The organism is Pseudoalteromonas sp. SMS1 (genome assembly GCF_021530565.1).
Taxonomy (GTDB): Bacteria; Pseudomonadota; Gammaproteobacteria; order Enterobacterales; family Alteromonadaceae; genus Pseudoalteromonas.
The window spans coordinates 40,515-62,231 of sequence record NZ_JAKGBI010000003.1 but is presented as its reverse complement, the minus strand read 5'-3'; the positions used below and the strand labels follow the sequence as shown (position 1 = coordinate 62,231).

Sequence of the window (21,717 nt, the reverse complement as noted above, 5' to 3'; positions counted from 1 at the left end):
GCGAGGATGAATTAGGGTATCCAATCTTGCATTGCGCTTAACGTAAATTCGATACCGTCAAAATCGAACAACGCCTGCTCAGGGGTGATTTCAACAATGGTCAGTGCACCAAGGTTATCCCCCTCGTACAATTCACGGTTATTAATCTTAATCCAACGCTTTTCAGGTTCGGTGGCATAAATATGTGCCTGATAACGTAAGGATGGAATACTATTTTGCAAACGCGGTGGTAACAGCTCTACCGGCGTCGCATTGGCAGTGCCACGGCTACTGGAAACCACTTCTGCGTCAGTGCGCTCTTCTCGGTAGTCTGACTCAGCAACCGCTTGCGCAAAGGCTTGTTTGAGTTCATCAGACACCCCTTCAAGTTCATCCGCTTGCTGTTGCTCAACCAAATTACTTTGTTCAACGCGGCTGTATGATGAACCCACAGCACGATACTGCCCCCTATTTTGATTGTTTGTAGTCACCATAGATTGCGGTGTATATCCCATATTAGACTGTGTAAACTGCTGATTAGGAACGAACGGTTGCATTTGTGGCGTGTGTCCCTGAACCGGTACATTGATAATCTGACCTTGACTATTAACGGGCACGAGTTGTTGTGAATAGACAGGGCTGCCAGCGGCATCAAACCCCACATGTACCGACATCCATTGATAACTGATTTGGTTATTGACCCCAGCATTAAACTGCGGCTGCATTTGCACGGGTGTTTGCGTCATCACTTGCCCTGGCTGCAAAATAACTTGTGTTTGTATGGGCGCAGCTGTCGCCGGCACGACTTGAGCAGTTGTTGAAGACGTCACCGGTTCTGGCGTTGATGTCGCTTTATCGACGCTCGGCTCTGCTTTTGCTCCCTCTGTGACTTCTTGCGTTGTGGCAACCTGCGGAGAAACTTCAGTAACTGGGGTAGATTGGACCGACTGTCCCACCAAGTATCCCGCACCGAGCGCACATACCGTCAGTAACCCGCCGCCTAAACCCATACTTAAGCGTTTGTAAAACGCCACTTGTGCACTTTGTCGTGCCTGAACATAATCTTGTTCAGACTTGGACTGTTGTTGTGATTGTTTTAATGCATTGACAAGGTAAGACATAGCACACCATTAAAATATAAATGAAAGACCAAAACCGCAAGCAAACATCGCTGCGATCCAGCCAGAAACCAAAGCGGGCACATTCAAAGATCTTTTTTGTTGCTCTGGGATAAGATTTAGCGGCAGGGCTTCTTTTGCAGCTTCTTGCGCAATCTGTTTACTGACTTCTTGCTGTTGAGAGGAGTAAGCCCCCAGCAAGCAGCGATCAGCCAGTAGGTTTATCAACCTCGGGATCCCCGCTGTGACCTGATGAATATATTGGATAGATTGATCACTAAATAAGTTCACATCACAGCCGGCTTTCTTCAGTCTGTGCTTAATATAAGAAAATACCTGTGATTCTGTTAAAGGCAATAAGTGATATCGTGCTGTAATTCGTTGCGCTAACTGACGCAGCTCATTGCGTTGAAGTAACTGTTGCAACTCGGGCTGTCCAACCAAGACAATTTGCAATAGCTTTTTATGGTTTGTCTCTAAATTTGTTAATAAACGCAATTGTTCAAGTACTTCCGCCGCCAAGTGCTGTGCTTCATCAATGATCAACATGGTGTGCCCACCTTGCTCATGATTGTCTAGCAGTCTCGCTTTAATCACATCGGTCAGTGATTTTAATGTTGCTTCTTTGGCATCGTACTCAATATCGAGCTCGTCGCAGATACTGGCTAAGAGTTCCATTTCAGACAATGCTGGGTTTAACACAAACGCGACCTGAGTCGATTCAGGCAATTGCGCCAACATACTGCGGGTGACGGTAGTTTTCCCCGTTCCTACTTCCCCTGTTAACAATACAAAGCCGCCAGCGTCTCCCAGCCCATATGTTAAATGCGCCAATGCTTCTTTGTGGCGATCACTTAAAAATAGAAACTCAGGATTTGGCGCAATTGAAAACGGTTTTTCCGTTAAACCAAAGTAGCGTAAATACACGATATGTCTCTTTATTGTTAGAATGCTGCCTATAATGGCAAAAAATCACTTTAAGTTAAAACACTGTTTGCTTAATCGCCCCTGAATTTTTCATTAATTTAGGAACAAACATTTTAAACTCAAGATGATAGTGTCATAGTAAATAATGAAACAATGAAGTATTTAGGATGGCTATGAAGGTATATTTGGTAGGTGGTGCGGTCAGAGATAAACTACTCGGCCGGCCCATATTAGAGCGCGATTATGTGGTGGTAGGCGCCACAATCAGAGATATGCTAAAGCTTGGCTACCAACAAGTTGGGAAGGACTTTCCTGTGTTCTTACATCCCGAAAGCAAAGATGAGCATGCACTGGCTCGAACAGAGCGTAAACAAGGCCAAGGCTATACCGGCTTTATTTGCGATTTTGCACCCACCGTTACCTTAGAAGACGATCTGATCCGTCGAGACCTTACCGTCAATGCCATCGCAGAAGACGAACATGGGAACCTGATCGATCCCTACCATGGTAAAACCGATCTGGACAATAGGATCTTACGCCATGTGAGTACTGCTTTCAGTGAAGATCCACTGAGGATCCTACGCGTCGCAAGGTTTGCAGCTCGCTATCATTATTTGGGCTTCACGATTGCAGACGACACGTTTCAGCTCATGAGTGATATGGTTGATGCGGGTGAACTTAACACGCTTACTAAAGAGCGCGTCTGGATGGAAATTGAAAAATCACTGAAAGACGGCTCGATTCACGTCTTCACCAATGTCTTATCCGATCTTAAGGCGCTACCCCATGTGACACCGTGGCAAACACAGTGGGATCACACGACTTCCAATGTCATTGCAAATCAAATATCTAAGCTAGATCAAAATCATAACGCATACCTTAGATCTGCGTTCAGTCTATGGCAATATGCAGCCGATTTGAGCGCATTCGACTTAGAGCAAACGCATAAGATCCCAAAAGCCTATGCTGAAAGTCTGCGAGACTTACAGGCTAATTTACCCTTGCTACAGTCTCAGTCTTGGCAAGCTGATACACTGATGCAAATCTTTAATCAGCTGGATGCTTGGCGTCGCCCAGAGCGTCTAAACATATTTATCAATACTGCTCGCGTTATCAATGATATTTGCGCCTCTAGAACCATAGTACTCAACAAAGCCTATGAAGCTGCCATCACTGTGAAAGCACAGGAAGTGATCGCATTAGGTGCGAAAGGGCCAGAAATCAAAGTAGAAATGGATAAGTTAAAACTAACGCGTATTACGTGTTTATTAACAAAAAATTAGTCGCTGAAGCTGAATTAGCGAGCGAGAGTTTTAATTTTGTGTCAGCATTCTTTAGCTTGATCACATGTGTGTCAAAAAAGCCTAAGCCCTAAATTAGCAAGCGTTTTAATACCGCTTTCTTTCATAAACATTAAAATTAGAAAAGAGCAGACATTCAGACTATGACTGCTCTTTCTCTTACCTAATACGAGTATTAAAGTGCTTTCTGACTTACTTTAAGTTGATTTGTATTCCAATCCCACGTTACAACTAGCAGAGTGCCAAATTGCTCATCTTGCACCACATAAATCGGGGCTGAAGATATTGGCATATTTTCATAGTGCACATACTGGTCGTTTCTAATCAGTTCATTGTTATAAGTACGCGCTACAAGGTAGTTGTATGATGCACCTTCATGGATAAAGCTCTTCACTGAACCATCTGCTGCTAACTTCATCGTATGATGAAACTCCGCATTAAACACAACGTAATCACTAGAGTGGGCAGTCAACTGAAGATCACTACTCGATAACTTAAAGTAGTTTGCATGGACCTGATTATCCATTCCTACAACTAAGAGAGATGTTTGATTCGCAATGAATCCATCTAGGCTTTCAATGTCTATATCTTGAGCACTGCTCCATTCATGCTTAAATTGCAAATCCTGATTATAACTTCTAACAATCAACTTTGAGGATGTCTGACCAGCTACCACAATATGGCCTTCAGCAGTTACACTGAGATACTGCGCGTCTACGACATTACTCGCATCAGGTTCAATCAGCACAAAATCATTGATAGATCCTGCCGTAATATCTGCGATAAAATTGTTATTTGTATCATCGAATCGACCTAATGCGTAGATACGATCATTATCTTCGACCACATCAATGAAGCGATAATTTAGTTTTCCATCAATCAACGTTGAGTAAATCTGCTCTGACACAACCTCTCCATCACGGTTTAGTACCACAGCAAAACCACGAGCTTGTTGTTCAGTCTTTGTATGTCCAACAGCCAGTAAAGATTTTGTCGACAGCTGAATCATTTTAACCAACTGACCACTACCAGCACTCTCAATTGATTTCTCTACAACCGTTTCACCTAATAAATTTACTCGAATGAATGTATTCGGGTTATCAAGGGTGTTTCCTGTAAAAATAATATGGCTATTGTCATCTAATGAAATAACACTCGGTATAATTGAATTTGCTTGTCTTTTTTCTGGCAAAGCGAAGGCAAGATCAAATTCACCCACCTTAAATTGATAGGGTGTTGACCACGCTGAGACTTCACCCGCAATATCTGCTTGCTGCATTTCTACTTCATATTCACCCGGTGCCAGCTTTTCTAGAGATGATGAACCAGTTTCGGTGATAGAAATAGACGCTTGAGAGCGTACATTTCGGACTAAGAGATGATAACTCGCTGCATTTTGTAGCGCTTCCCACTCGAATTGTACTTCAAAGTGATCCGCTTTTTCGTTCACTTTCACTGAGTGCACAGTAGGGATTATGGGCACAGGTAAATATAACGCTTTTGTAGGAGACCAATTTGATTGATGCCCATATTGATTTGTAATCGCTGCACGCCAGCTAAAATTACCAGATTTCAACCCTTCAAAGCTTGTCTTGTTAGCACCTTGAACCAGTGGCTCAACGCTCTCCCCGCGGTCATTCAAAAGCGCAATATTTAATATTGAATCAGCACTCAAATCTGCTTGCTCAAAAACGAGCTGATAGCCCTCGTTTGATTTTGTAAATACAGGCTCTGCGAGCTGTGGTAGATCTGGCGGCAATATAGAAAACTCGACTTTGTCAGACCAAGGACCTGATTTTCCGTTGCCGTTAACAGCTCGGTAGCTGACCTGATAGGTCCCTACAGCCATGTCAGATAAGATAATGGAAGCTTTATCAGTGCTTGCCTGCTTTAACTGGCCATCATTATCTGTATACGCAACGTCATAGGATGCAGCACCAATAACAGGGACCATTTTAAAATCTACTTTATCGGTATCTTTCAGTGGCGAGTCACTCATGCGCTCAAGCTTTAAGCGCTTCGCGATCTCTTCACTCATACTGACTTTAATATCATTTTCAAGCGTATACGATTGACCATCTTTTGAAACTGCCTTGATAGATATATTAAGCACAGGCGTATTTGCCCAATAGTAGCTTTCCCACTCAAAAGACCAAGGTGCGTTCGTTAATTTTTGAACTTCCTTGCCATCGATTAATAAGATCAATTCTTTTATTCTTGAATCTGGATCAGTTAAATTGACAGCGATCTCTGTATTTAACGTCTGAATTTCTGACTCTTGCTCAAGAGAGGTTAAGGACAACACTATGGGCGCTGCGCTCTTAACTTGACTGGCATTGCTTTGTGCATGCTCTTTATCGTTAGAACCGCCACACCCTACTAATGCCACTCCAATCAACGCAGAAAAAAAGAGGTTCTTCTTGAATGGGATCATATTATTTCCATTTTATATAAGCTTCTATTTAGTGCCCATTATAAACACAAAGGAACCATAAAATACTATAGAAAGTTCATTAAACATGATTAACTGCCTTATAAAATAAGAAATATAAATAAAAAATAAATAAATTTATAAAATATAAAAACAATTCCCACACATTAAATAATAATTATTTTTTAAACATAAAATCGAATATATACACTTTTAATTTAACATTATTTTTACTCTTATTTGTTAAGGCAATGCTCAGTGCCCGATTAATCTGTATGTTTTCGGTCAAAATACGCATATCGCGCGAGTAAGTATCCGCGTATTCCAGCGACCGAATTTATACTATGGTTTAACGTGCTGCTAGATACATTAAGTCTCGCTTCGCAGTGACACCAAAACAATGATGTGCGGTATGATTAAGCGGCCTGACACATGTATAACGTCTGTGCGGCTCAAAGATTTATTTGCCCTTGCTTGAACCTCAGTCTTAGCAAACAGATATAAATCCTTAACCAGATCGATGTCTGGCATCGTTCAGGTCGTCTGAACATATTTATTAATACAACTCGCGCTATCGACGGTATTTGTGCCTCTAGCGCCATGGGGCTCACCTAAGCCTTTAAAGCTGCCATCACGGTGAAAGCGCTGGATAGCCGGCAATCAATATAGCAATGGGTAATCTCAAATTTTAACGTCTCCCTAATCTTTTAGCGCAAAGCTGAATCTGTACAGAGGGCGTGCCTCATTTATGCGTACACCAAAGCCCTATCGCTCAGACATGCCTTCCTATTTTGTACAAAAAACAACTAAATTTTTAATTCTGTACACTGTCATAAAATTTAACTTGATCACAAAACAAACAAATATATATAGTACCTATAACAAGTATAACAATTTATAAACATGTGGTCCTGTGACCACCTTTACCATCAAAAACATGAAAAGGAATTGCAATGCATAAAAAGCATCAGCTTGCCGCTGCCATTACTGGTATTTTATTTTCCACTCTGTCGAGTACTTCCGCACTCGCGCAGGTCACTCACCCAAAAATGGTGACGGTGCCTGCGTCAAGCGCGGTGGTCGAAGACAGCTATATCGTGGTCTTTGAAACACCAAAAACCATTACAGCAGACACCCTAGTTGCAAGAGCTGACTTCAATAGAATTCAGAGTCAAAATTTGGTAAATCAACACAATATCAAGCTCGAAAAAACATACTCAGCATCCCTTAATGGCGCGCTAGTAACAGCATCAAAATCTCAGCTTTCCGCCCTGCTTTCAGATCCAAATATCGCCTTCATTGAGCCAAACCGTGTCATCACCTTAGATGCCAGTGTTAGTGCAAAACAGAGCAATGCAACATGGGGTCTAGACAGAATCGATCAACGTGCGCTACCGCTTGATTCTAATTATGTTTACAATTATACCGGCTCTAATGTCACGGCTTATGTCCTTGATACGGGTATTCAAGTTGATCACACAGAATTTAACGGTCGCGCTGCCAGTGGTTTCGACTTTATAGATAATGATAATAATGCAGATGATTGTCATGGTCATGGCACACACGTCGCTGGTACTATTGGTGGAGAGACCTATGGTGTTGCTAAAAATGTTGATTTAGTGGGGGTGCGAGTATTTAACTGTCAGGGAAGCAGCTCATTAGCCACTATCATAGATGGTGTCGAGTGGGTAACGGCAAACGCAACACGCCCAGCGGTTGCTAATATGAGCTTCCGTACCCCTGTCAGCACTGCACTTAACAATGCCGTACAAGCAAGTATTAATCAGGGTATCTCAATGGTCGCTGCAGCTGGTAACGATAATGGTGATGCATGTAACATCTCTCCGGCCAGTGCGCCTAATGCAATCACCGTTGCAGCATCAACAAACACAGATCAGCGTGCTGGATTTTCAAACTTTGGTAATTGCGTCGATGTATTTGCACCAGGACAAAGCATCACATCAGCTTGGATTAACAACAGTGTAAATACGATCAGTGGTACTTCAATGGCTGCTCCTCATGTTGCGGGTGTAGCTGCACTGCATTTACAGCAATCGCCAAATCTGACGCCAGCACAAGTGACTGCGAGAATCCTAGACAACGCTACGACAAACGAAATTGGCGATCCGAAAGGTTCTCCAAACCGCTTACTTTACTCCATTCACGAAACACAGCAGCCTCCTTACAGTCAATGGGTCGGCTCATATGGATACACCGCTGGTGGTTGGCGTGTTGAAAACCACCCTCGTATGATGGCTGATGTAAACGGCGATGGTAAAAAAGATGTTGTTGGCTTTGCCAATGCAGGTGTCTATGTCTCTCTGTCAAATGGCGCTTCATTCTCTTCACCTCGTAAATGGGTAAGTTCATTTGGATACACCGCTGGTGGTTGGCGTGTTGAAAATCACCCGAGAATGATGGCCGATGTCAATGGTGATGGCCGTGACGATGTTGTTGGTTTTGCCAATGCTGGTGTGTATGTCTCCCTATCAACAGGGTCAAGCTTCAGTGCGCCTCAAAAGTGGATTGGTAGTTTTGGCTACACAGCAGGTGGATGGCGCACCAACCAGCACCCTCGCATGATGGCAGATGTGAATGGCGACGGTAAACAAGACGTAGTTGGCTTTGCGAATGCAGGGGTGTATGTTGCCTTGTCTACAGGTAGCAGTTTTGGCCCGATGCGCCAATGGGTAGGTAGCTATGGCTACACAGCTGGCGGATGGCGTGTAGAAAATCATCCACGCATGATGGCTGATGTGAATGGTGATGGCAAACAAGATGTTGTTGGTTTTGCCAACGCAGGCGTGTATGTTTCGCTTTCGAATGGATCATCTTTCAGCTCACCACGAAAATGGATTGGTAGTTTTGGTTATGAAGCAGGTGGCTGGCGAGTTCAAAATCACCCACGCTTTATGGCAGATGTAAACGGCGATGGCCGCGATGATGTCGTGGGTTTTGCAAATGCCGGCGTTTATGTTGCACTTTCAACAGGCTCAGGGTTTAGCACCATGCGTCAATGGGTGAATAGCTATGGCTATACCGCTGGTGGCTGGCGTGTTGAAAACCACCCAAGATATTTGGCTGATGTAAACGGTGATGGCAAGAAGGATGTCGTTGGGTTCGGTAACGCGGGTGTCTACATTTCAACATCCAATGGCAGCAGCTTCTCATCACCTAGACGTGTTGTTGATAGCTTCGGTTATAGCGCTGGGGGTTGGCGAGTACAGAATCACCCTCGTATGATGGCTGATGTCAATGGCGATGGCACAGAGGACGTAGTTGGTTTTGCCAACGCAGGCGTTTATGTGGCCCCAATGAAGTAAATATGAAAAAAGGGGATTGGCCTCAATCCTCGGCATAAAAAAACCCGGCTATCGCCGGGTTTTTCAATTCAATAAGAAGTATTAATTACTTCTTTTTAACTGCTTTTTTGTTTGGAAGGTCAGTGATTGAACCTTCGAAGATTTCAGCAGCTAGACCGATAGACTCGTTCAGTGTTGGGTGAGCATGGATAGTCAGTGCCACGTCTTCTGCGTCTGCACCCATTTCTACCGCTAGGCCGATCTCACCAAGCATTTCACCTGCGTTGATACCAACCATTGCACCACCGATAACACGGCCTGACTCTTTATCAAAGATAAGCTTAGTTTGACCTTCAGTACGTGCTGAAGCGATTGCACGGCCAGATGCTGCCCACGGGAATACCGCAGTTTCGATCTTAAGACCTTGCTCTTTTGCTTCTTTTTCAGTTACACCAACCCATGCAATTTCTGGATCTGTGTAAGCGATTGAAGGGATACACTTAGGATCGAAGTAGTGCTTCTTACCAGAGATAACTTCTGCAGCAACGTGTGCTTCGTGTACCGCTTTGTGCGCAAGCATAGGCTGACCAACGATGTCACCAATCGCGAAGATGTGCTCAACGTTCGTTTTCATTTGCTTGTCTGTGTTGATGAAGCCACGCTCGTCAACAGCAACGCCAGCTTTGTCAGCGTCAAGTAGCTTACCGTTTGGTGTACGACCAACTGCAACCAATACTTTATCGTAACGAACTTGGCCTTCAGGTGCTTGCTTACCTTCGAATGAAACGTAGATACCGTCTTCTTTCGCTTCAACAGCAACAACTTTCGTAGAAAGCATTACGTTGAACTTGTTCTTAACGTACTTCTGGTAAACCTTGATGATGTCTTTGTCAGCAGCAGGTACTAGCTGATCAGCAAATTCAACAACGTCGATGTCTGAACCTAGTGCACGGTAAACAGTACCCATCTCAAGACCGATGATACCACCACCTAGTACAAGTAGTTTTCCAGGAACGTCTTTAAGCTCAAGTGCACCCGTTGAATCAATGATACGCTCATCTTGTGGGATGAACGGAAGGCTTACCGGTTGTGAACCTGCTGCAATGATTGCGTTATCAAACGTCACTGTCTTAGTGCCGTCAGCGCCTTCAACTGCGATAGTGTTAGAACCTGTGAATTTACCGTAACCGTTAACTACGTTAACTTTACGCATTTTAGACATACCAGCTAGGCCGCCAGTAAGTTGACCGATTACAGACTCTTTCCAAGTACGGATTTTGTCTAAATCGATTTGTGGAGCACCGAAAGTTACACCGTGAGAAGCCATTTCAGCTGCATCGTCGATAACCTTAGCGACGTGAAGAAGTGCTTTTGAAGGAATACAACCTACGTTCAAGCAAACACCACCTAGGGTATCGCGAGATTCAATCAATGTAACATCTAAACCTAGGTCTGCTGCACGGAATGCTGCAGAGTAACCACCAGGACCACCGCCTAGTACAACAACTTGAGTTTTGATTTCGTTGCTCATGTTATTACCTTAACTATTATTCGAACGGGACTCTACTCAACTGAGTATCCGCACCCAATTTGCCTGCTGGTCGCCAAATTAAGGCAAATCCAACAGAGAGAGTTTTTGTGCGCGAAAGTGTATCATTCGCACTCACTAATGTCCCGTCCAATTATCAGACAGGACACTAAAAATACAACAAAACCGCACAACTTAGGTTGGGCGGTTTTGATTCATCTTACATCACTAGCTGACGAATATCGCTCAGGTAGTTTGCAAGTGTCACAGTAAAGCGTGCTGCAAGCGCCCCGTCAATTACACGGTGGTCGTATGAACAGCTGAGCGGCACCATTAAGCGCGGCTCAAACTCTTTACCATTCCATTTCGGCTTCATCTCAGACTTAGATACACCTAAGATAGCCACTTCTGGTGCATTCACGATTGGTGTGAATGACGTACCACCGATGCCACCAAGGCTTGAGATTGTGAAACAACCGCCTTGCATGTCAGCTGCAGTCAGCTTGCCGTCACGTGCTTTCTTAGAGACGTCCATCAGCTCACGAGAAAGCTCAATGATGCCTTTTTTGTTCACGTCTTTGAATACAGGAACAACCAAGCCGTTTGGCGTATCAACCGCCACACCGATGTTCACGTATTTCTTCAGAATTAGGCTTTCACCGTCTTCAGAAAGAGAAGAGTTAAACGTTGGGAACTCTTCAAGTGCTTTTGCAGCTGCTTTCATTACGAAGACCAATGGCGTGATTTTCACACCCATTTTCTTCTTCTCAGCCAGCACATTTTGCTCTTTACGGAACGCTTCTAGTGTCGTGATGTCTGCTTCGTCAAACTGTGTAACATGCGGGATTTGTACCCAGTTACGGTGTAGGTTTGCACCAGAGATCTTTTGAATACGAGATAGCTTCTTCTCTTCAACTTCACCAAACTTGCTGAAGTCTACTTTCGGCCAAGGAATTAGACCCAGCTCGCCACCACCGGTGTTGCCACCTTTAGATAGCTGACCTGACTCAACTTGCTTCACTAGCTCTTTCACATAGTTCTGAACGTCTTCTTTAACAACACGGTTCTTGCGACCAGTTGCTTTAACGCGCGCTAGGTTGACACCAAACTCACGTGCTAGACGACGTACAACTGGTGATGCGTGTGCGTACTGATCGTTCGCAACAAAGTCATCTTTTTGTGCAGATGCAGGGACTGCTACCGGAGCAGGTTTTGCTGCTGGAGCCGCTGCTGGCGCTGCCGTTGGTGCCGGCGCAGCGACAGGTGCTGCCGCTGGTGCACTGCCTGCGGTTTCAAATACGAAGATTAAAGAGCCTGTCGATACTTTATCGCCAGCATTTACTTTGATCTCTTTCACAGTACCTGCAAATGGAGCCGGTACTTCCATAGAAGCCTTATCGCCTTCTACAGTGATTAGAGACTGCTCTTCTTCGATTGAATCACCGACTGATACCATGATTTCAGTCACTTCAACTTCGTCACCGCCAATATCTGGTACGTGTACTTCTTTCGCTTCTGCTACCGCAGCAGGTGCCGTCGCAGGCGCAGGTGCTGCTGCAACAGGTGTCGCGGCTGGCGCACTGCCTGCAACTTCAAATACGAATACCAAAGAGCCTGTTGACACTTTACCGCCAACTTCCACTTTGATTTCTTTCACAGTACCTGCAAATGGTGCAGGTACTTCCATAGAAGCCTTATCGCCTTCTACGTTTAAGATTGACTGGTCAGCTTCAACTGCGTCGCCCACAGCAACCATGATCTCAGTCACTTCAACTTCGTCGCCACCGATATCTGGTACGTGTACTTCTTTAAGCTCTGCCGCAGCGGGTGCCGCAGGTGCTGGCGCTGCAGCAGGCGCTTGTGCCGCAGCGGGTGCTTCTGCACCAGCTGCGTCAAAAATCATAATCAAAGAACCTGTTGAAACTTTGTCACCTTCAACGACTTTGATTTCTTTAACAGTACCCGCAGCCGCTGCTGGTACTTCCATTGAAGCCTTATCGCCTTCAACTGTGATCAATGACTGATCCACTTCAACCGTGTCACCGACGCTTACTAGGAGCTCGGTTACTTCAACCTCATCGGCACCAATATCTGGAACATGAATTTCAATTGACATGTTTTTGCCTCTTATGCGTAAAGTGGGTTAGCTTTTGTTGTGTCGATATCAAATTTCTTGATAGCGTCAGCAACAACTGATTTTTCAACTTTGCCCTGTTGAGCAAGTTCGTTAAGTGCAGCAACAACCACATACCCTGCGTTCACTTCGAAGTGACGACGTAGGTTTTCACGGCTGTCTGAACGACCGTAACCGTCAGTACCTAGTACTTTGTAAGCGCTGCTTGGCATGAATGCGCGTACTTGATCTGCATAATTCTTCATGTAGTCAGTCGCTGCAATCGCTGGAGACTCACCGAGTACAGTTGAGATGTAAGGTACTTTTGCATCCGCTTCAGGGTTAAGCATGTTGAAACGTTCAGCGTCTTGACCGTCGCGAGCTAGCTCGTTGAATGACGTCACAGAGAATACATCTGAACCTATGCCGTACTCTTCGCTTAGGATTGCACCCGCTTTACGTACTTCGTTCAAGATTGTGCCTGAACCCATAAGTTGTACGTGTGCTTTCTCACCTGCATTTGACTCAAGCTTATAGATACCTTTACGGATACCTTCTTCAGCGCCTTCAGGCATTGCTGGCTGGTGATAGTTTTCGTTCATCAGCGTTAGGTAGTAGAACACGTTTTCTTGCTCTGGACCGTACATACGACGGATACCATCTTGCAGGATAACCGCAACTTCAAATACGAACGTTGGGTCGTAAGAAATACAGTTAGGAATCGTACCCGCTTGAATGTGTGAGTGACCGTCTTCGTGCTGTAGACCTTCACCGTTTAGCGTTGTACGACCTGCTGTAGCACCCAATAGGAAACCACGTGCTTGTTGGTCACCCGCCATCCACGCCATGTCGCCAACACGTTGGAAACCGAACATAGAGTAGTAGATGTAGAATGGGATCATCGGTAGGTCGTTGGTGCTGTATGACGTTGCAGCAGCAACCCATGAAGACATTGCACCTAGCTCGTTGATACCTTCTTGAAGTACCTGACCTGACGTTGCTTCTTTGTAGTAAGATACGATGTCGCGGTCTTGAGGTGTGTAGTTCTGACCGTGCGGGTTATAAATACCGATTTGACGGAATAAACCTTCCATACCGAAAGTACGCGCTTCATCCGCAATGATTGGTACGATGTTTTTACCAACACCCTTGTCTTTTAACAAGATGTTTAGTGCACGTACGTAACCCATTGTCGTTGAGATATCACGCTTTTGCTCTTCAAGTAGCGGCTTGAACTGATCTAGTTGAGGTAGCTCAAGTGCTTGTGTGAAGTTAGGCAGACGCTGTGGTGTGTAACCGTGTAGCGCTTTACGGCGTGCGTGTAGGTATTCGTACTCAGCCGTACCTTCTTTCAGTGTAAGGTAAGGCAGATTCGCGATTTCTTCGTCAGAAACAAGATCTTCAAGGCCAAGGCGTGAACGTAAGTGCTCAACGCTAGACATATCCATCTTTTTAACTTGGTGCGCAATGTTTTTACCTTCAGCCGCTTCACCCATGCCGTAACCTTTTACAGTTTTAGCGAGGATAACTGTTGGACGACCTTTTTCGTCTTGCGCGGCTTTGAACGCTGCAAATAGTTTCGAAGGCTCATGACCACCACGCTTCAGCGCGAAGATCTCTTCGTCGGTCATATCCGCAACCAGAGCAGCTGTTTCAGGGTAACGGCCGAAGAAGTGCTCACGAACATAGGCACCGTCTTTTGACTTATACGTCTGATAATCACCGTCGATTGTTTCATTCATTAGTTGTAGCAACTTGCCCGTTGTGTCTTTAGCAAGTAGCGTATCCCAACCTGAACCCCAAACAACTTTGATTACGTTCCAACCAGCACCTTTAAATAGGCCTTCAAGTTCTTGAATGATCTTACCGTTACCCATTACTGGGCCATCAAGACGCTGCAGGTTACAGTTGATCAGGTAACATAGGTTATCTAGCTTCTCACGCGCTGCAAATGAGATTGCACCACGTGATTCTGGCTCATCCATCTCACCATCACCTAGGAACGCGTATACGCGCTGCTCGTTAGTCTCTTTAAGACCACGGCCTTCAAGGTACTTAAGGAAACGAGCTTGATAGATTGATGCGATTGGACCAAGACCCATAGATACTGTTGGGAATTGCCAGAACTCAGGCATCAATTTAGGGTGAGGGTATGAAGAAATACCTTTGCCGTCTACTTCTTGACGGAAGTTATCTAACTGCTCTTCAGTTAAACGGCCCTCAAGGAAAGCACGTGCGTAGATACCTGGTGAAATATGACCTTGGTAATATACTAAATCACCACCGTCCTTCTCGTTTGGCGCACGGAAGAAGTGGTTGAAACACATTTCATAAAATGCTGCTGAAGACTGGTAAGACGCCATGTGGCCGCCTAACTCTAGGTCTTTTTTAGACGCACGAAGTACGATCATGATCGCATTCCAACGTACGATAGAGCGGATACGGCGTTCAATCGTGGTATCACCAGGGTAAGCTGGTTCTTGGCCTGCCGGAATAGTATTTACATAGTTTGTAGTAATACCTGTAGGCATGTCTACGCCATCTAGGCGGGCTTGCTCTAGCACTTGCTCAAGTAAGAATTGCGCGCGTTCTACGCCTTCTTCTTTCACAACTGACTCAAGCGCTTGTAACCACTCTTGGGTTTCTAACGCGTCAACGTCAAACTTATTGACTTCAGACATATGGAGTGTTCCTTATGTTTTAAATGCAAATTTATTCAATGCGTCAATGACGCAATCAAGCATGATTGCTCGATTTTGCTTAAAAGACCGAATTTACCTAACTTATTGCTGCTTAGTGCGACGTAAACTCCGCTCAATACGAGAGCGTTCTCTACCCGCTTCAAGTAATGCTTCTTCGATGAAGGCTAGGTGTGCGTTACTCGCAAGCCTTGCCTTTTCTGGATTACCTTGAATAACAGCATCCATTAACACCGCACGGTGCTGCGCAAGCTGTTCGCTCACATCTGACTTTTGCACCAATACGGTTAAGTTCTGCAATACATTTTGCTCAAGTAATGTTTGCATTCCGCGTACTAGGTGTAACAACACCACATTATGTGACGCTTCTGCTACAGTGAAATGAAATGCATTGATTGCCTTAGCTTTAAGGGTTAGATCATCACCCACATTGGCAATATTGTCATAGCTTTGCTTAACTTTTTGCATGTCATTGTCTGTACCACGAAGCGCAGCATAATAGGCTGCAATACCTTCAAGCGCATGTCGGAACTCTAACAAATCAAATTGAGATTCAGGGTGTTTACTGATCAAATCAAAAAGCGGATCAGTCAGCCCTTCTTCTAGCTGGTTTTTTACATATGTCCCACCGCCTTGACGACGTGTGACTAACCCTTTGGCTTCTAACTTTTGAATGGCCTCTCGCAATGAGGGGCGTGACACTTCAAACTGCTTTGCGAGTTCTCTCTCCGGAGGTAGCTTTTCACCAGGCAATAACGACCCTTCTAAGATCATATTTTCCAGTTGCTCTAAAATCACATCTGACAGTTTTGCAGCTTTAATTCTCAAAGACATTGATAACACGCCAATTTGGGTTGTATCCACCAGCAAAGTCTCAGCACTTCCATAAATTAGCTGTAAGTACTTAAAACTTGGCAATATTTACTTGAAAATTTAGTATATTTTGACCTGTTAGGTAAATTGGTCATACCAAATTTGAACAATAAGTTATCAAAATCAAGCGGCGCTGTCAAAAATCCACTTTTTCATCAATTTGAATATCCTTTTTGCGCGTTCATTCAGATTAAACTTTATACAATTAAAATTGATTGCAAAGAAAAATAAAAATGGTCAGACCAGATGGTTTGGGAAAGCTAACACTACAGAAAAGTGACAAAATCTCTATGCGATTTGTCGCTAAGATAGCGACCGCATGACGGGTGCCTCGTGATGCATCATTAAAAAGAAGGGAAATCAGCCATGTTTTTTCTACGCGGTAATGCTGTATTCACACGCTGGCGGCTCAACCAGCGCTCGTGAAATGATTTGACTCTGCCAACCTTGTCGCTTTGCAGCCAGTGGCAACTCAATTGCCGTGGGAAGCTCGTGGGATTGTTAGAAAATACAGAACTTGTAGTAACGAACCATGGCATATTGCAACATCAGCTTGTTCCACAACTTTTGGCTTTCCATGCACAGCTATACCCAGATCTGCGGCCGACATCATCACGAGATCATTCGCCCCATCCCCCATGGCAAGGGTTTGTTTAGGCGCTATGTTATATTCAGCTTGCATAGACTTTAACACGTGCGCTTTCTTATGTGCGTCAACCACCTCGCCCAACACTTTCCCGGTTAGTTGTTGATCAGCAATTTCTAATGTGTTGGCAAAAACACGGTCCAAACCAAGGCGCTCTTGCAACGCATCAGCAAACCACGTAAACCCACCTGAGGCAATGGCCAGCTTCCAGTTTTTAGCTTTGAGCGTCTCACACAATTGCTTAACACCCAGCATTAAAGGTAAGTCTGCTTTGAGAGGCTCTATCAAGCTAAGGTGTATCCCCTGTAGTTTTGAGACGCGTTGATACAAACTGTCACTAAATGCTAACTGCCCTGCCATCGCCTGCGCGGTGACCGAAGCGACTTCATCATATACGTTGGCGAGCCGTGCTATTTCATCGATACACTCAATTTCAATGACTGTTGAATCCATATCCATCACCAGCAAGCCAGGCTCATCAAGCTGTGGCAATAGTGTTAGCACCGCCCCTTCACAATTGAGACGCTGGGCAGCTTCACGTACCATGGCTTTAATTTCAACCTGTGTAGAGACTTCAATCACAACCCCAGCAGGTAAGGTCGAATGCGCCTGATAACAACATAATTGATGGCATTGAATAGTACCGCCTAGCGAGGTTATCAAGTCCACAACTTGCTTGCCTATGAGTTCCACACCAAACATTACAATATACTGACGTGATGTTGATTCAGAGACAACGCCCTCGGTCTTTGGGGCATTTTCAAATGCGTACCACTTTGCTAAGGTAAGTTGATTTTCAATAGGACGGACATCAAGCTGGTTGATATCAATAACATTTTGCATTGGCATGGCGCACTCCTGGAAACGGTAGAGCCCCTTTTTATCATCTAATGCCGATAATGTCAGCCAGCAACTTTTAACTATGAAAAATACACAAGCCAATGAGTTTCTGAAATCTTCCAAAAGTAAGCGTATGCTGCGATTGCTGGTTGCAGCCAGCTGCTTGTTAGCATTAGCTTGGATAGCCAGTAATACCAGCTTCCGTTCACACCAATTGTTGCATACCAATGCCAATCATGCCGCGCAGAGTTTGGTAAACCAATTCGCGCTCAATGCAGCTGAGCCACTGTCACGTTCAGATACGCCCAGGCTGAGGGCATTGAGCAATCACCTCGCAAGCGATCCTTATGTGCTTTCTGTTGCAGTATATGACCAACGGGGTCATTTTGTGATGGGCAATGATGGCCTCACAGCCCCCCCTAATTTCTCAGGGTTGCCAGATGGACTCGCGGGGATCAACCCCAGTAAAGATGCCATCGTCAGTATTATTGGAGACAATGAACATACTCTGGGGTTTGTCAGCATAGAGTATCTTACCGATGCTGCAATGAGTGAGAGCCACCATCACTTTCATCAGCTTGGCCGCGTGGTTTTATTAATGCTCATCATAGTCGGTATCTTTACTTGGCAGATAGGCCGTGCATTGACGCGCAGAGAAGTTAAAAATCAGATTGAAAAAAGTGCACAAGAAGACGAGTAGAGCTGCGCTGAAATATCTGCTTTTGTTTCGGGGCGCAGTAAACAAAATTGTTCAAATATATCCAACAAGCGTTTTGGCAAATTAGGCTGGCCTTGAAACCCGTGAACAGGCATAGACGGTGCATCCGTTTCTAACACAAAACTGGTCAAGGGGAGCGCTTTAACCACCGCATGCGTTTTTTGCGCTCTGGGGTATGTAATCGTGCCACCGATCCCCAATTTAAATCCCATATCAATATAGTAGTGAGCTTGCTGCACCGACCCCGAAAATGCATGTATCACCCCGCCATATTTTGGCTTCACAGCTTTAAATGCTTGCGCAATTAAATGGTGGCTTTGCCGGTGATGAACGATGAGTGGTAGCGCTAATGCGTTAGCCAGCTCAATGTGTTTAATAAATAGCGCCTGTTGTCGCACTAAGTGATCACATTTCGCATCAATACCACACTCACCAATGGCACTGAGTTTATCCCTATGTAATTGTGCAAGTTGCCAAAGCTCATCCATCGCTTTGTCACTCTCTGACGCTAGAAAATAAGGATGTAGGCCGAAGGCGATACAACATTGTGGATAACGCGCTTTAAAGTCAAGCAACGATGTACTTTGCGCCAGTGTAACACCAGGCACCACAAACTGTGTGATGCCAACACTCGCAGCATCGCGAATATGCAAATCTAACTCATTACTTAACTCTGCAAAATCAAGATGACAGTGCGTATCGATAAAATCCATAGCTACGGATTCAAGCGCTCAATCTGCCAACTGTCATCTGCTTGCCTAATGTACATAAAACGGTCATGCAGCCGATGTTCTCCACCTTGCCAAAATTCAATTTTGTGTGGCACTACACAGTAGCCTCCCCAAAAATCAGGTAGCGGAATATCGCCTTTCGCGAACTTACTTTTCATACTCTGAAAGGTCTGCATTAATGCGTGACGAGAGGAGACCGGACGGGACTGTTGAGAAGCCCAGGCTGCCAATTGGCTTTCTTTAGGTCTTGATAGAAAATACTTCGCAACCGCTGCGGTACTTAGAGGTTGCGCTTTGCCATATACGATGACTTGTCGCTCAATTGCATGCCAAGGGAAATGCAGCGAAATTTTGTTATTGACACCGAGATCTTGCGCCTTTTTTGATCCTGTATTGGTAAAAAATACAAAACCGTTTTGATCAAGTTGCTTAAGTAGTACGATACGCTGTGAGGGCTGTCCCTCTTCGTCCACTGTTGCAACAACCATCGCAGTAGGATCGGCGCTAAATTTCGCTTCTACCGCTTGTGCTAACCATTTCTCAAATTGAGTAAGGGGGTTTTCATCAAGCATTTCTCTGCTTAATCCACCTTGTATATACTCTCTGCGAATATCATCTAATTTCATCAGGGCGACTCCCTAGCAATTCCTAACTATTCCACCTGACACACTTTATCAGGTCGCTATCAAATAATAAAAAGCCGCCCTAATCTGGCGGCTTTTTGTAGTATTAAGCATGCAAAGCAAACGTTACATTTGCTCCATGACCTCAATACCTAATAGGTCCAAACCAGACTGAAGCGTTTTAGCCACTAAGTTACACAAAACTAAACGGCTTTCACGTGTTTGTTCACTCACATCATCTTTCAAGATTGGACACGCTTCGTAGAAAGACATGTACAAGCTCGCAAGCTCATATAAGTACCCACACAATACGTGTGGTGTAGCTTCGCTGATCATCAGATCCAAGATTTCTTCTAGCTGCAACAGCTTAAGCGCAAGCGCTTTTTCCTGCGGTGCGACAACTTCAATCTTGCCAGCTAGCTCATTGCTATTGACGTTCGCTTTACGGAAAATACTTCTTACACGTGTATATGCGTACTGAAGGTAAGGTGCTGTTGCGCCTTCGAAGCTCAACATCGTATCCCAATTGAAGATATAGTCACTCGTACGGTGCTTAGATAGATCCGCATATTTCACCGCACCAATACCCACTTTACGCGCAATCTCTGTGCGCGCTTCTTCTGAAAGCTCAGAGGCACGATCGGCAAGCTTATCGGCAGCACGGCTTACTGCCTCATCAAGCAAATCAGCCAGCTTGACCGTACCACCGGTACGCGTTTTGAAAGGCTTTCCATCGTCACCCATCATGGTGCCAAACAAGCTTGGTTCATAGCTTGTTTTGTCTTTTAGCAAGCCCGCTTTACGCGCCGTAATCTCTACTTGATTGAAATGCAGACCCTGTCTTGCATCAACAAAAATTAAAATTCGATCAACATCCAACTCGTTTGAGCGATAATCACATGCCGCTAAATCTGTCGTTGAATACAAGAAGCCGCCGCCAGATTTTTGCACGATGAACACCGATGGTTCGCCGTCTTTGTTAGCAAGTTCATCGAGAAATACAACCTGAGCACCTTGGTCTTCGACTGCAATGCCCTGTTCTTTTAATAGCTCGATAACGCCATTTAGACGCGCGTTATAAGCACTCTCAGCTTTGATGTCTTCACGACCTAACGTGACATTCAGCTTTTTGTACACCTCTTCTGAGTGCTTCACTGAAGTATCGATGAATAATTGCCATAGTTTTTCGCAATGCACATCGCCACCTTGAAGTTTTACAACGTAGTCACGCGCTTTATCGGCAAAACCTTCTTCATCGTCAAAACGCTTCTTTGCATCACGATAGAAACTTTCTAAGTCGGCAAGTGCCACAGTTTCAAGATCAATACCTTGCTCTAGTAGGTCTTCTAGGTGGGCAATCAACATACCAAACTGTGTGCCCCAATCGCCCATATGGTTTTGACGAATAACCTGATCACCACGGAACTCAAGTGCACGCACAACCGCATCACCAATGATGGTGGAACGCAAGTGACCAACGTGCATTTCTTTTGCTAGATTTGGCGAAGAGTAATCCACGACGACTTTATGTGGGGTCGCGTGCTGCGCTACACCTAGCTTTGCATCTTGGTTGGCTGATTCTAAGCTTGATGCTAAGAACTCTGGTTTTAGGTGAATATTAATAAAACCTGGGCCTGCAATTTCAGTTTTTGCAGCAACATCGTCGATATCTAAGTTATCAATGATCTTTTGTGCAACTTCACGCGGATTCGTTTTGAGCGCTTTTGCGGCGCCCATTGCACCATTGATTTGGTAATCCCCAAATTGCGGGCGAGTAGATTGTGTGACCGCTGGGTTTGTGCCTTCTGGAATACCCGCAGCTTGCATTGCTGCATTGGCTTTTTCAATTAATAGAGTTTTGATATTCATTTGTTATCCTGTGATCCTT

At 44.8% G+C, this 21,717-nt stretch carries 14 protein-coding genes; 3 read left to right on the top strand and 11 right to left on the bottom strand.

The features are described 5' to 3' along the window. Nucleotides 1-11: 11 nt before the first annotated feature. Nucleotides 12-1,100, bottom strand: a complete 1,089-nt coding sequence (locus tag L1286_RS04010) for a general secretion pathway protein GspB (protein ID WP_235405628.1) — start codon at nucleotides 1,098-1,100, stop codon at nucleotides 12-14. 9 nt (nucleotides 1,101-1,109) lie between these two features. Continuing rightward, complete coding sequence (locus L1286_RS04005; RefSeq protein ID WP_235405627.1) at nucleotides 1,110-2,024, bottom strand: ExeA family protein; 915 nt, start codon at nucleotides 2,022-2,024, stop codon at nucleotides 1,110-1,112. Between the two features lie 173 nt (nucleotides 2,025-2,197). Here L1286_RS04005 and L1286_RS04000 point away from each other — a divergent pair, with 173 nt between their 5' ends. Next, nucleotides 2,198-3,307 (top strand): tRNA nucleotidyltransferase, encoded by a 1,110-nt coding sequence (locus L1286_RS04000; RefSeq protein WP_235405626.1) that lies wholly within the window; start codon nucleotides 2,198-2,200, stop codon nucleotides 3,305-3,307. Nucleotides 3,308-3,500: 193 nt separating this feature from the next. Here L1286_RS04000 and L1286_RS03995 read toward each other — a convergent pair whose 3' ends face one another. After that, nucleotides 3,501-5,759, bottom strand: a complete 2,259-nt coding sequence (locus tag L1286_RS03995) for a hypothetical protein (protein ID WP_235405625.1) — start codon at nucleotides 5,757-5,759, stop codon at nucleotides 3,501-3,503. A 950-nt stretch (nucleotides 5,760-6,709) separates the two neighbouring features. Here L1286_RS03995 and L1286_RS03990 point away from each other — a divergent pair. Beyond that, on the top strand, nucleotides 6,710-9,079 hold the full coding sequence (locus tag L1286_RS03990) for a S8 family serine peptidase (protein ID WP_235405624.1): 2,370 nt from the start codon (nucleotides 6,710-6,712) through the stop codon (nucleotides 9,077-9,079). Between the two features lie 85 nt (nucleotides 9,080-9,164). Here L1286_RS03990 and lpdA read toward each other — a convergent pair whose 3' ends face one another. The 5 genes from lpdA to serB all read right to left on the bottom strand — a co-directional run bounded on the left by lpdA (nucleotide 9,165) and on the right by serB (nucleotide 17,760). Then, nucleotides 9,165-10,589 carry a dihydrolipoyl dehydrogenase gene (lpdA, locus tag L1286_RS03985; RefSeq protein WP_235405623.1) on the bottom strand — a complete coding sequence of 475 codons (1,425 nt, stop codon included), beginning with the start codon at nucleotides 10,587-10,589 and terminating at the stop codon, nucleotides 9,165-9,167. Between the two features lie 217 nt (nucleotides 10,590-10,806). Beyond that, the gene (gene aceF, locus L1286_RS03980) at nucleotides 10,807-12,702 is read right to left on the bottom strand and encodes a pyruvate dehydrogenase complex dihydrolipoyllysine-residue acetyltransferase (RefSeq protein WP_235405622.1); all 1,896 of its coding nucleotides are present in this window, start codon (nucleotides 12,700-12,702) and stop codon (nucleotides 10,807-10,809) included. A gap of 11 nt (nucleotides 12,703-12,713) precedes the next feature. Beyond that, entirely contained in the window at nucleotides 12,714-15,380 is a 2,667-nt protein-coding gene (gene aceE, locus L1286_RS03975) for a pyruvate dehydrogenase (acetyl-transferring), homodimeric type (RefSeq protein WP_235405621.1), read from the bottom strand. Nucleotides 15,381-15,482: 102 nt separating this feature from the next. Continuing rightward, nucleotides 15,483-16,232 (bottom strand): pyruvate dehydrogenase complex transcriptional repressor PdhR, encoded by a 750-nt coding sequence (gene pdhR, locus L1286_RS03970; RefSeq protein ID WP_235405620.1) that lies wholly within the window; start codon nucleotides 16,230-16,232, stop codon nucleotides 15,483-15,485. Between the two features lie 511 nt (nucleotides 16,233-16,743). Next, the gene (gene serB / locus L1286_RS03965; RefSeq protein WP_442961675.1) at nucleotides 16,744-17,760 is read right to left on the bottom strand and encodes a phosphoserine phosphatase SerB; all 1,017 of its coding nucleotides are present in this window, start codon (nucleotides 17,758-17,760) and stop codon (nucleotides 16,744-16,746) included. A 79-nt stretch (nucleotides 17,761-17,839) separates the two neighbouring features. Between serB and L1286_RS03960 the strand changes: the two genes are divergently transcribed. Beyond that, nucleotides 17,840-18,457 carry a smp protein gene (locus L1286_RS03960; protein WP_235405618.1) on the top strand — a complete coding sequence of 206 codons (618 nt, stop codon included), beginning with the start codon at nucleotides 17,840-17,842 and terminating at the stop codon, nucleotides 18,455-18,457. On the opposite strand, the gene L1286_RS03955 is transcribed toward L1286_RS03960, so the two are convergent. The 3 genes from L1286_RS03955 to argS all read right to left on the bottom strand — a co-directional run bounded on the left by L1286_RS03955 (nucleotide 18,424) and on the right by argS (nucleotide 21,698). After that, entirely contained in the window at nucleotides 18,424-19,188 is a 765-nt protein-coding gene (locus tag L1286_RS03955; protein WP_235405617.1) for a TatD family hydrolase, read from the bottom strand. The genes L1286_RS03960 and L1286_RS03955 overlap by 34 nt on opposite strands. A 2-nt stretch (nucleotides 19,189-19,190) precedes the next feature. Next, on the bottom strand, nucleotides 19,191-19,835 hold the full coding sequence (gene pdxH / locus L1286_RS03950) for a pyridoxamine 5'-phosphate oxidase (protein WP_235405923.1): 645 nt from the start codon (nucleotides 19,833-19,835) through the stop codon (nucleotides 19,191-19,193). Nucleotides 19,836-19,955: 120 nt separating this feature from the next. After that, nucleotides 19,956-21,698 carry an arginine--tRNA ligase gene (gene argS, locus L1286_RS03945; protein WP_235405616.1) on the bottom strand — a complete coding sequence of 581 codons (1,743 nt, stop codon included), beginning with the start codon at nucleotides 21,696-21,698 and terminating at the stop codon, nucleotides 19,956-19,958. Nucleotides 21,699-21,717 lie beyond the last annotated feature (19 nt).